Raw genomic sequence first — 12270 nt, 5'->3', positions numbered from 1 at the left:
CAATTTTATTGACTAATCTTCTCACCAAGCTTTGTGAAAAGTTCACCCAGAAGTTTACGGTCTACTTTCTTCTCTTCTAAAGCGTCTGTTTTTTCTTCAAGAGAAGCTTCAAGCTCTGTAATACGTATGTTTACGTCTGTACTTAAATTATCAATATTTTGAAGTAGCTCTGTTTTAACCTCGTCTATTAATTGCTCTAATTCTTCTTTTTTGTTAAGTATATCTTTTTTTAGAGTTTCAAACTCACTATCGTAAGCTTGCATGTTTTCTCCAAAAATAAGCTGTTTTATAGCGTCAATTTTTGAGCTAGCATCTACAGCGTTTGGCGCCATATTTTCTTGATTTTTATCTTGTTTTGCCATGTTGATAGTTTAAGGAGATAAAAATAGCAAAAAAATAGTTATTTAGCTACCAGTTAAGCGTTTTGCATAAACTCTTCAGCTTTTAATACCATATTTTTACTTCCGCAGAAAAAAGGTACGCGTTGGTGTAGCTCTGTTGGGGTAATGTCAAGTATTCTAGTATAACCATCACTAGCTTTACCATTAGCTTGTTCTGCTAAAAATGCCATAGGATTACACTCGTATAATAAACGTAGTTTTCCGTTAGAATTTTTTGAGCTTTTTGGATACATATAAATTCCGCCTTTAATCATATTTCTATGAAAATCTGAAACTAAAGATCCAATATATCTTGAGGTGTAAGGTCTATCGCCTTCTTCCATTTGGCAATACTTAATGTAGTTTTTTACACCTTGCGGAAAGTGAATGTAATTACCTTCGTTTACAGAGTATATATTTCCATCTTCAGGAAATTGCATATCAGGATGCGATAAGTAAAACGTACCAATTGCTGGGTTTAGCGTAAAGCCATTTACACCGTGACCAGTTGTATATACTAACATTGTAGATGTACCATAAACCACGTATCCAGCAGCAACTTGTTTGTTGCCTTGCTGTAAAAAATCCTCTATAGTTACAGGTGTACCAACAGGTGTAACACGCCTAAACACTGAAAAAATGGTTCCAACAGAAACGTTAACATCTATATTTGAAGAGCCATCTAAAGGATCTATTAAGACTACATATTTGTTTTGGTTGTTAGAATCTTGACTGTTTATGCTAATAAAGTCGTCTTCCTCTTCACTAGCAATTCCACAAACAATGTTTCGGTTAGTTAATGTATGTATAAACTTATCATTTGCGTATACATCTAGTTTTTGCTGATCTTCTCCTTGTATATTCGTGTCGCCAGCAGCGCCAATAATATCGACTAGTCCAGCTTTGTTTACTTCATGATTTACAACCTTTGCAGCAAGTCTAATAGAGTTTATTAGTCTAGATAACTCTCCAGAAGAATACTTAAAAGAGGATTGGTTTTCGATAATAAATTCACCTAAGGTTTGATTTTTTTTAGACATGAAGCTTATATTTGGATACAAATATCATAGAATTTTCAATAAACTACAACGTTTTCGTTTAAATTAATTTTATGGTCTATAATCTGTTTAGACTATATTTGAATAAAACTTTTTAAGATGAAATTTAATATTCGTTTTGCAACGCAATCTGACATGCCAAAAGTATTAGAGCTAATAAAAGAATTAGCTGTTTTTGAGAAAGAGCCAGATGCTGTAATTGTAACAGAAAAAGATTTAATAGAACACGGTTTTGGTAAAAACCCTTTATTTACTTGTTTTGTAGCCGAGAGCGAACAAGAAATCGTAGCAATAGCCTTAATTTATTTTAGATTTTCTACATGGAAAGGAAAAACTGTTCATCTAGAAGATTTAATAGTAAAACAAGAGTTTAGGGGACAAGGGTTAGGTACATTACTTCTTGATGAGGTTATTAAATACGGTTACAGTCAAGGTGTACAACGTATATGTTGGGAAGTTTTAGATTGGAATACAAATGCTATTAATTTTTATGAAAAACAAGGTGCTAAAATATTAAAAGATTGGTATTTAGCACAATTAGAAGGAGACGCCATAAAAAACTATATAGAAAAATTATAAATGAGAGTATTTAAGTTTGGTGGAGCATCTGTTAAAGATGCTTTAGGTGTAAAAAATTTAGTATCTGTATTAGAAGAGGTTGGACATGAAAATACACTAATTGTTATCTCTGCAATGGGTAAGACAACCAATGCAATGGAAGTTGTAATTGGCAATTATTTTAACAATCAAGCAGAACTACAAGCTGCTTTACAAGACGTTATAAAATACCATAATCAAATTATCATTGATTTATTTGAAAACGAAAGACATGCTGTTTTCAATACTGTAAAAACACTTTTTGAAGAATTAAAAGCATTTTTAAAAACCAATAAATCTCCAGATTACAATTTTGTTTATGATCAAGTTATAGGTTATGGAGAGTTAGTGTCTACAACCATAATAAGCGCCTATTTAAATGAAGTTGGTTATAAAAATAATTGGATAGATGTAAGACAATTAATAAAAACAGATGATTATTATAGACGTGCAAATGTAAACTGGGATCAAACTCAGACTAACATTTTAACTCATATAAATACTAAGCAATTAAATATTACACAAGGGTTTTTAGGAAGCGACAAAAACAATTTTACGACTACTTTAGGTCGAGAAGGAAGTGATTATACTGCAGCAATTATAGCCTATTGTTTAAATGCAGAAAGTGTAACCATTTGGAAAGATGTACCAGGCGTATTAAATGCAGATCCAAGATATTTTGAAAATGCACAATTATTAAATGTAATTTCTTATACAGAAGCAATAGAGTTAGCTTTCTATGGCGCATCAGTAATACATCCTAAAACATTACAACCACTACAACGTAAAGAAATACCGTTACATGTAAAGTCTTTTATACAACCACAAAATAATGGTACAGTAGTTAAAAAGTTTAAAGGTATTGATCCCGTAGTACCATGTTTCATTTTAAAACAAAATCAAGTTTTAATATCATTATCTACCTTAGATTTTTCATACGTGGTAGAAGAAAATATCAGCGAAATTTTTAACTTGTTGTCCAAATACAAAATGAAAGTAGATGTTATTCAAAACTCAGCTATAAGTTTTTCTGTGTGTTTTGAAAACAATTATAATAACTTAGAGCCGTTATTACTTCATCTAAAAGCTAAATTTAAAGTAACTTGTCACGATAATGTATCACTATTTACTATTAGGCATTATAATGAGCAAGCAATACAGAAATTAGAGAAAGGAAAAACGATTTTATTAAAACAAATGTATCAAAATACGGTACAAATAGTAACTAAATAAATGTTTGCTTACTTTTGTGGGCATTAACTTTAAAAAAATAAATGGGATTAGTCACTGCTAAAGAAGTTTCGTCTGCTATAAAACTAGATAAATATGGGTTTTTAGGCACTTTTGTTGGATGGCTTTTAATGAAAGTTTTAAAAATTTCTACATTAAATAAAATATACGATAGAAATAAGCACCTAAAAGATTTAAATTTTTTAGATAGTATTTTGGATGAATTTCAAATTAAATTTGAAATTCCTGAAGAAGACCTAAAGCGTCTACCAAAAGATGGAGCTTACATTACTGTGTCTAATCATCCATTAGGAGGTATTGATGGTATTTTGTTGTTAAAATTGATGTTAGAACAACGCAAAGATTTTAAAATTATAGCCAATTTTTTATTACATCGTATAGAGCCATTAAAACCTTACATCATGCCTGTTAATCCTTTTGAAGACAGGAAAGATGCTAAGTCAAGCATATCTGGTTTTAAGCATGCTATAATGCATTTAAAAGAAGGTCATCCTTTAGGGATTTTTCCAGCAGGAGAAGTATCAACCTATAAAGATGAAAAGTTAATGGTTGATAAACCATGGGAAGAAGCCGCAATGAAGTTGGTGCAAAAAGCTAATGTGCCAGTTGTTCCAATTTATTTTCACGCCAAAAACAGCAATCTTTTTTATAAACTATCTAAGATTAGTGACACGTTTAGAACTGCAAAATTACCTTCAGAATTATTGACACAGAAAAGACGTGTTATTAAAGTAAGAATAGGTAGGCCAGTATCTGTAGCAGATCAAAATGAACATGAAAGTCTAGCAGATTTTTCAGAATTTTTAAGACGAAAAACCTATATGCTTTCTAACTCTTTTGAACCTAAAGAGAAAATAATAGAGACAATTTCATCTACGTTAAAATCGCCTAAAAGTATAAGACCGCCAAAAAAAATTGTAACTCCTGTAAGTCAAGAAACTATGATTGCAGAAGTTAATGCATTGCGAGATGCCGATTTAAGATTACTAACCAGTAAAAACTATGAGGTCTTTTTAGCATCTGCAGATAAGATGCCCAACTTGTTACGTGAGATAGGTCGTTTACGTGAAATTACTTTTAGAGAAGTAGGAGAAGGAACAAACGAAGCTATAGATTTAGATAGTTTTGATACTTATTATCACCATATGTTTTTATGGGATAATGAAGCTAATGTTATAGCAGGTGCTTATCGTATGGGATTAGGATCTAAGATTTTTGCCACTTACGGTATTGATGGTTTTTACCTTCAGGATTTGTTTAGATTTGAGCCAGAGTTGTATAAAATGATGAGCCAATCTATAGAAATGGGTCGTGCATTTATCATTAAAGAATATCAACAAAAACCAATGCCTTTATTTTTACTTTGGAAAGGTATTGTACACACAACATTACGCTATCCTGAACATAAATATTTAATTGGAGGCGTAAGTATTAGTAACCAATTTTCAAACTTCTCAAAATCTTTGATGATCGAGTTTATGAAATCGCATTACTATGATCCTTATATAGCGCAATACGTTAGACCTAAAAAAGAATTTAAGGTCAAACTAAAAGATGCAGATAAAGATTTTGTGTTTGATGCTACTGAAGCCGACTTAAATAAGTTTGATAAAATTATTGACGAGATTGAACCAGGCGCATTACGCTTACCAGTACTACTTAAAAAATACATCAAACAAAATGCACGTTTAGTAGCTTTTAATGTAGACCCATTGTTTAATAACTCAGTAGACGGTTTAATGTATATAGAGATTGCCGACTTACCAGAAAGTACAGTTAGACCGGTAATGGAAGAGTTTCAAGAAGAACTTGAGCGTAAGTTGTCAGAGCAAAGTGAAAATGAGTAGTTATTTGGAACAGCTTACCTGCGTTTTTACAAAAAAGTCATTAATAACACGTCTACACTCATTTAACTGATTTTTATTGATAGTGTAGTATAAGTTTTTACCTTTTACTTTTTGATTTAATAAACCTGTTTTACGTATTTCTGAAAGATGTTGAGAGATTGTTGGTTGTGCTAAACCAATAGCTTTTACTAAATCGTTGCAATTACAGTCTTTATTTTCGCTAATGTGTTGTATGATAGCAACACGTGCTGGATGACCAATAACTTTTGTATAGTTAGCAATAGTGTTAATTTGATCTGTAAAAATATGTTTTTTAGTAAAACCCATAGTTTAATTATTTATAAACGTGATATTGCAATATTACAATTTTATTAAATAAAATAAAAGTCTAAACATTAGTCTAGACTTCGTGATTTTTACTTTTTACCAAACAACCTTTGAAAGAAGCTTTTAGTTTTTTTAGTAGTTTCTTCAATAACTTCTTTAGCATCTTCTGCTAGCTCATCTAATTTTTCTTCTGCCTCATCTGCCAATTTAGATACCTTTTCTTTAGTTTCATCTACAAACTCTTTTGCGTCTTCATTAATAAACTCGGTTGTTTTTGACTTAGCTTTCTCGTAAGCTGCTTTAGCATCTTCTTTAAGTTCGTCTAGTTTTTCTTCAGCTTCGTCAGCTATTTTAGATGCTTTTTCTTTAGCCTCATCATAAAGTTCTTTAGCATCTTCTTCTACAAACTCTTTTGCTTTAGCTTTGGCTTTTTCAAAAGTGTCTTTTGCGTCTGCTTTTATATCTTCAAACTTAGTTTCGGCTTTTTCTGTAAACTGGTCTAATTTTTCTTTAGCTTTTTCTGTGTTTTCGGTAGTATTATTTAGCTCTTCAGCTTTGCCTTCCAGGTTTTTGTTGTCTTCACTCATTGGTTTTGTATTTTAATTAGTTATTTTTCAAAAGCACTATCAATTGGTTCCCATAATTCTATTTTATTACCATCATTATCCATAATCCAACCAAATTTTCCGTAACTATAGGTTTCCATTTCGCCAATAATTGTTACGCCTTCTTCTTTTAAAACCTTTAGTAGTTCTTCTAGGTTTTCGACTCTATAATTAAACATAAAGTCTTTTTTTGAGGGTTCGTAATATTTGGTATCTTGATCAAAAGCACTCCATTGTGTAGAGCATTTATTACCTGCTTCATCTTTCCACCAAAAAGTACAACCGTAATCGTCGGTATTAAATCCTAAATGTTTTTGATACCAATCTTTTGTCGCTTTTGGGTCTTTGGTTTTAAAGAATAAACCTCCAATCCCTGTAACTCTTTTTTTCATTTTATTTTTTCTTTAATGCGGATTCATAGATTGAAATCCATTCTTCAACTGTCATTTTTTGTACTAGTTCTGCAATTAAATCATAAGGAATTTCGTCTATTTTTTTAAACCTAACACAGCTTTTTCCCATATCTAGTTTACGTTTATTATGCTTTGGATATTCATTGACAAACCAGTTATGTAATTCTGGTTTTGCATAAATACCGCTATGGTAAAAGTTAATTGAGTTTTTTTGAGAAGCAAAACTCATAAAAGGTAATGGTAATTTTGGATCACAATGGTACCCATCTGGATAAATCTCGTGAGGTACAACATAACCAATCATGTTGTAGTTTATACACTCTTTAAACCCATTAGGTAAATTGTCGTTTATTGTTTTACGAAGTTTTTTTAAAGCGTCTTGTCGCTCTTCAGGGACTTGTTTTATGTAATCCTCGGGTGTTTTTGCGTCGTATGTCATTTAGTGTTTTATTGAAACACTAAGTTAGCAAAATTTTGCTTTTATTTTATTTACGATTGTTTGCGCAAGTTTTTCTTTACTTTCTATGGTCCAACCTGCTACATGTGGTGAAAGAATTACATTTTGTGCTTCTATTAAATATTGAAATGCTTCTGGTAAAGTTGAAGAAAATAAACTCTCAAAAGATGCTTTTTCATATTCTAAGACATCTAATCCAGCACCTAAAATTTTGTTAGATTTTAAAGCACTTACTAAATCTGAAGTTATAACACTTTTACCTCTTGCGGTATTAATTAACCAAAAGGGTTTTTTAAAATTATTAATAAAGTCTTGGCTGACCATACCAATAGTTAAAGGCGTTTCTGGTGTGTGAAGACTTAAAACATCTGCTTCTTCTTGAAGTTTTTCTAAAGAAACTTGTGTAGCATTTTCATCATCTACATTATCTTTTATATCATAACACAAAACGTTGACATCAAAACCACGAAGTTTTTTTGCAAACGCTTTACCCATGTTACCATAACCGATAAGTCCAACGGTTTTTCCATCAAGCTCGATACCTCTATTATCTTCGCGTAGCCATTTACCGTTACGTACTTCGTTATCTGCTTTATTTAATTTATTAAACAAAGATAAAAGCATAGCTAAACTGTGTTCTCCAACAGCATTACGGTTGCCTTCTGGAGCAGAAATTAGTGTAATACCTTTACTTTCGGCATAATCACAATCTATATTTTCTAAACCAGCACCAACGCGACCTATAAATTTAAGATTGGTTGCTGCGTCTAAAAATGTTTTATCAATACTAAATCGGCTTCTTATGATAAAGCCATCGTAGTCTTTAATTTTTAGCTTGATTTCTTCTTTTGATGAGGTGTAATCTTCATCATTAATAAAACCTAAATCATTAAGTTGATTTAGTAATAAAGGATGATTGGTGTCTAAGTGTAAAATTTTCATTTTAGTTAAAATCCTAAAATTATTTTGGCGACTAAAAAGTATAAAAACACACCAAAAATATCATTGCTTGTTGTTATAAAAGGTCCTGTTGCTACTGCTGGATCTATTCCTTTTTTATCTAAAAAAATTGGGATAAATGTACCTATTAATGCTGCCATAATAATTACAGTGATTAAGGCAATACCAATGGTAAAAGATACATTATATGGCGCACCAAATATGAAATGAGTGATAATAAATGCTAATAAGCCAATTGCTATACCATTAACTAAGCCTAAAAGTAATTCTTTTAGAAGTCTTTTAAATACATTGTTGCCAATGCTACCATTTGCAAGACCTTGTACAATAATTGCACTAGATTGTACGCCAACATTACCAGCAGTACCTTGAATTAATGGGACAAAACTAAGAAGGATAATATATGGTCCTAAATTACCACTAAAACTATCTATAATACTTGCTGCTCCAATACCACCGACAACACCAATTAGCAGCCAAGGTAAACGTGCACGTGTTAATTTAAATATACTATCATCTGCCTCTACATCTTGAGAGATACCTGCTGCCATTTGATAATCTTTATCGGCTTCTTCACGAATAACATCTACAATATCATCAATGGTTATACGACCCAGTAAAGTACGTTCTTGATCTATAACCGGTATTGCTTCTAAGTCATATTTTTGCATAACTCTTGCTACTTCTTCGGCTTCTTCATCTACAAAAACATAGTCTACATTTGCGTTAGAAAGTTCTGCGATTTTTTGTTCGCTTTTAGCGGTAATTAAATCTTTTAAAGAAAGTCTACCTACTAGTTTTTCTTGTTTATCTACAACATAAATAGAGTGTACGCGTGTAACATCTTTTGCTTGACCACGTATACGACGTAAACAACCGGCTACTGTCCAAGTTTCGTAAACTTTTACAAGTTCTTTTGCCATTAATCCACCAGCAGTATCTTCGTCATACTTTAAAAGTTCTTTAATTTCGGCTTTGTGCTCTAAATCTTCAATTTTAGAGATGACTTCGTGCTGTCTTTCTTCTGGTAATTCGGCAATAATATCTGCAGCGTCATCGGTATCTAGCTCTTCAATTTCTTCTGCAATTTCTTTGGCAGAAAGATTTCTTAAGACTTTCTCTCGATTGTCTTCATCAAGCTCCATTAAGATATCTGCAGTTGTTTCAGAATCTAAAAGCTTAATCACATACATGGCTTCTTCTAGATCGACTTCATCTAGTATTTCAGCAATATCAGCATAATGGTATTCGTCAAGTAGTTTTTTTAATTCTTTATCATTTTTTTGTTCGATAAGAATTTCTACTTTTTCTATAAGCTGATCTGTTAACTGAAATTGTATGTTTTCTTTTTCTTCCAAACGCAGATATTATTTGTCGTTTTCAATTAATTGGGTAAGCGTTATAAATTGATCAACGCTTAGTTGTTCTGGACGCTGGTCAAAGATACTATTTGCTTTTAAATTATCAGACAAATTGAAGGTTTTTAAACTGTTACGAAGTGTTTTGCGTCTTTGCTGAAAGGCTTGTTTTACAACCTTGAAAAATAAAGCTTCATCACACGGTAAACTATAATTGTCTTTTCTTATTAAGCGCAACACACCAGAATCTACTTTTGGTGGCGGATTAAAAACGTTTGGTGGCACAGTAAATAAATACTCTGCATCATAAAACGCTTGGGTTAATACAGAAAGAATGCCGTATACTTTAGAGCCTTCTTTAGAGCATATACGCTTGGCAACTTCTTTTTGAAACATTCCAGAAAATTCTGGAATTTGGTTGCGCATTTCTAAAGTTTTAAACACAATTTGTGTTGATATGTTGTAAGGGAAATTACCCGATATTGCAAATGGTTGGTCCCCAAAAGTCTCTTTTAAATCGTATTTTAAAAAGTCTTTTTCTAAAATACGTGGCGCTAAATGCAAATAGTTATTTTTTAAATAATCTACACTTTCTGTATCTATTTCAATAACATAAGTTGTTATTGGTTTTTCTAATAAATATTTGGTTAGTACGCCCATTCCTGGACCAATTTCTAATACTTGATCGTAACTGTTTAAGGTTAAGGCGTCTGCTATTTTTTGTGCTATACTTTCGTCTTCCAAAAAATGTTGACCTAAAAACTTTTTGGCTTTGACTTCGGTTTTATTTCTATGGTTTTTAGACATAATTTTTTTGAAAGTTTTAAAATTATAATGAAATTTAGATTATTTAAAATCTACAGAATACTCGTCTATAACTTCAAGTTCTGTCCTAAAGGCAAGCATTTTATCTGCAAATTTTTGTAACCCATCTTGTCTTAATTGTTCTGCATGATTAGCATAATAATCTTGTAATGCTTCTTTGGAATGTGCACGATATTGGATAGAGTAGGTTTGTCCGCCCATTTCTTCTTCTACTAAAACCTTGGTTAATTTGGCTTCTGTAAATTTTCCTGTGGCTAATACTTGAGGAATATGCTCTTTTATCCAAACAAGCCATTCGTTATGCACAGAGTCGTCTATGTTTACGGTTACGTTATATATAATCATTTTGTTTTTTTAGTTAATATCATCACCACGAAGTTTTCTAAACTTTTTACGCGCCTCTACATAAAAAATACTATCTGGATGATCAAAAAGAATCGTTTCGTAATAGGGTTTTGCTTCTTCGGGTTGGTTATAAGTGTTGTTTAATAATTCGGCTAAATTATAAAGTGCATTGTCTAATAAAATGCTGTCTTTGAAGTCTTTAATTATGCGCAGGTAATTAGCTTTGGCGCTGTCGTAATCGTGTTCTTTTTCAAATAATTCAGCTTGTTTAAGTAAAGCTTGCGGAACAATAACCTCAGTTTTATGCGCCTTTAAAATATCGTTTAAAATAGCTATGGCTGGTTTATTTTTATTTTGGAATGCTAACAAATCTGCCTTAGCGTATTTTTTTAAAGCAGTTTGTGTACTGTCTTCGGCACGATTATCACTAATTAACAGTTTTAAATCTAATGCATCATTAGCGGTTAGTTGTGATGTAGATGCTTTTAAAATTTTTAGCTGAGATTCTGCCCATTTAAAATCGCCTTTATAATAGCTTGCTTTAGCAACTCTAAATCTTGCTTCTTGAGAAATTGGACTGTTTTTTAAGTTACGTTGAATTTGAGTGTAATAAATTAAAGCTTGATTAAACTTCTCTTGAAATACTAGAATATCACCAAGTTCAAGTTTGACTTCGGCTAAATAAATCTCAGGAATATTATATTTTAAAGTGTTTTTTAATATTGAAATAGCTTCTTCAGGCTGCTCTAAATAAAAGGCTAAAAAATGAGCATAAGACTTTTGAATGTTTAAAGTTTGAGGTGTTTTACCGTATTGCTCTAAAATTGAAGTATACGATTTTTCGATATCATTATAGTCTTTTGGTAAAGCTATTTCGGTCTTTAATTCTATAATTTTTAATTGCGCTTCTAACTTAGTTGAAATCTCTTGAGATGTTTCTAAAACATATTCAAAAATAGAAATAGCCATCTCGTAATCTTTATTATTTTTAGCAATAAATCCAAGTTCGATAACACGATCTAAACTTTCTTGTTGTCTTTTATAAATGGCTTTTTCTTGGGCAAATGCTTTGTTGTATTCTTTTTGCTGAATAAATAACCAGCTTAGCATTTCGTTCCACATTAAATCTGGATTTTGCTGTATTTTTTTCAGCAAGGTTTTTCTTAAGATAATATTGCCTTCGTTGTCACTATCTTCTGTGATAAATTCGCTTATATATCGCTTTATTGTGTCTAGATACGTTGGATTTGCAGAGATAAAATTTAAATAGCTATCAAACATTTTTTCTATGTTAGATTGCTCTCCATAAATACGTGCTAATTGCAAATTAAAGTTTAAGCTAGGTTGTAATTGCATAGCTTTTGTGTATGCTTGAATTGCTTCTTCTAACAATGAATGATTTTGAAATACACGACCTATGCTGTAGGCATTTGTAGGTCTTTGCTCTAGTGTAGCTATGGCTTTTTGATAGTTTTTATTAGCGTTAATTGTATCTTTTTGTAATTGATAGTTGTAACCAAGTTCTACTAATAAATTTGGAGATTTACTTGTTTGTAAAGCTTTAATAAGTCTTTGCTCAGCTTCTTTATACAGTTCTAATTCTTGTTCAATTTCAACAATTTTAAGTAAGTAGTTAGTGTTGTTAGGCTTGTCTTTAAAAAGCCTTTTATAGCTAGAAAGTGCTTTTTCAAATTCGCCGTTTTTAAAATATTCATTTGCAACAATTTCGTCTTGAGCGTAAGAACACAAGCAAAAAAAGAAGATTAATATTGTTAAAACGCGCTTTAAAAACATAGGGTAAATATAACAAATCCGATAGGGACATTATGTAAATATAATGCAAAAAA

The 12270-nt window shown here is 31.4% G+C and carries 14 protein-coding genes; 3 read left to right on the top strand and 11 right to left on the bottom strand.

All coding sequences use genetic code 11. The annotated features are described in order from the left end of the window. Nucleotides 1–5 precede the first annotated feature (5 nt). Together H574_RS0105320 and fbp are read right to left on the bottom strand one after the other, a co-directional pair. A complete protein-coding gene (locus tag H574_RS0105320; protein WP_027879568.1) occupies nt 6–362 on the bottom strand; it encodes a hypothetical protein in 357 nt (118 codons plus the stop codon). A 53-nt stretch (nt 363–415) separates the two neighbouring features. After that, nucleotides 416–1420, bottom strand: coding sequence for a class 1 fructose-bisphosphatase (gene fbp / locus H574_RS0105315; RefSeq protein ID WP_027879567.1), 1005 nt, complete (start codon nt 1418–1420; stop codon nt 416–418). A gap of 117 nt (nt 1421–1537) precedes the next feature. On the opposite strand from fbp, the gene H574_RS0105310 reads away from it, so the two are divergent. The 3 genes from H574_RS0105310 to H574_RS0105300 are packed head-to-tail and all read left to right on the top strand — an operon-like array spanning nt 1538 to nt 5133. Beyond that, complete coding sequence (locus H574_RS0105310; protein ID WP_027879566.1) at nt 1538–2017, top strand: GNAT family N-acetyltransferase; 480 nt, start codon at nt 1538–1540, stop codon at nt 2015–2017. Further along, on the top strand, nt 2018–3268 hold the full coding sequence (locus H574_RS0105305) for an aspartate kinase (RefSeq protein ID WP_027879565.1): 1251 nt from the start codon (nt 2018–2020) through the stop codon (nt 3266–3268). It abuts the gene before it with no gap. A gap of 41 nt (nt 3269–3309) precedes the next feature. Next, entirely contained in the window at nt 3310–5133 is a 1824-nt protein-coding gene (locus H574_RS0105300; protein WP_027879564.1) for a GNAT family N-acyltransferase, read from the top strand. Here H574_RS0105300 and H574_RS0105295 read toward each other — a convergent pair whose 3' ends face one another. The 9 genes from H574_RS0105295 to H574_RS0105255 all read right to left on the bottom strand — a co-directional run bounded on the left by H574_RS0105295 (nt 5134) and on the right by H574_RS0105255 (nt 12172). Continuing rightward, the gene (locus H574_RS0105295) at nt 5134–5460 is read right to left on the bottom strand and encodes an ArsR/SmtB family transcription factor (protein WP_027879563.1); all 327 of its coding nucleotides are present in this window, start codon (nt 5458–5460) and stop codon (nt 5134–5136) included. It lies immediately after the preceding gene. Between the two features lie 89 nt (nt 5461–5549). Further along, nucleotides 5550–6047, bottom strand: a complete 498-nt coding sequence (locus tag H574_RS13985; RefSeq protein WP_036227128.1) for a hypothetical protein — start codon at nt 6045–6047, stop codon at nt 5550–5552. A gap of 20 nt (nt 6048–6067) precedes the next feature. Continuing rightward, on the bottom strand, nt 6068–6457 hold the full coding sequence (locus H574_RS0105285) for a VOC family protein (RefSeq protein ID WP_027879562.1): 390 nt from the start codon (nt 6455–6457) through the stop codon (nt 6068–6070). Between the two features lies 1 nt (nt 6458). Then, nucleotides 6459–6917 carry a DUF1801 domain-containing protein gene (locus H574_RS0105280; protein WP_027879561.1) on the bottom strand — a complete coding sequence of 153 codons (459 nt, stop codon included), beginning with the start codon at nt 6915–6917 and terminating at the stop codon, nt 6459–6461. Nucleotides 6918–6941: 24 nt separating this feature from the next. Continuing rightward, a complete protein-coding gene (locus tag H574_RS0105275; protein WP_027879560.1) occupies nt 6942–7877 on the bottom strand; it encodes a 2-hydroxyacid dehydrogenase in 936 nt (311 codons plus the stop codon). Nucleotides 7878–7882: 5 nt separating this feature from the next. After that, on the bottom strand, nt 7883–9253 hold the full coding sequence (gene mgtE, locus H574_RS0105270) for a magnesium transporter (protein WP_205619338.1): 1371 nt from the start codon (nt 9251–9253) through the stop codon (nt 7883–7885). Between the two features lie 9 nt (nt 9254–9262). Then, complete coding sequence (rsmA, locus tag H574_RS0105265) at nt 9263–10060, bottom strand: 16S rRNA (adenine(1518)-N(6)/adenine(1519)-N(6))-dimethyltransferase RsmA (RefSeq protein WP_027879558.1); 798 nt, start codon at nt 10058–10060, stop codon at nt 9263–9265. A gap of 39 nt (nt 10061–10099) precedes the next feature. Further along, nucleotides 10100–10423, bottom strand: a complete 324-nt coding sequence (locus H574_RS0105260; RefSeq protein WP_027879557.1) for a DUF4286 family protein — start codon at nt 10421–10423, stop codon at nt 10100–10102. A 9-nt stretch (nt 10424–10432) separates the two neighbouring features. After that, entirely contained in the window at nt 10433–12172 is a 1740-nt protein-coding gene (locus H574_RS0105255) for a tetratricopeptide repeat protein (protein WP_240471251.1), read from the bottom strand. Nucleotides 12173–12270: the final 98 nt, after the last annotated feature.

Origin of the sequence: Mesoflavibacter zeaxanthinifaciens DSM 18436 (assembly GCF_000422365.1) — a bacterium.
GTDB classification, from domain to species: domain Bacteria; phylum Bacteroidota; class Bacteroidia; order Flavobacteriales; family Flavobacteriaceae; genus Mesoflavibacter; species Mesoflavibacter zeaxanthinifaciens.
The sequence above is the reverse complement of the archived record's forward strand: the minus strand, read 5'-3'. Positions and strand labels throughout refer to the sequence as shown.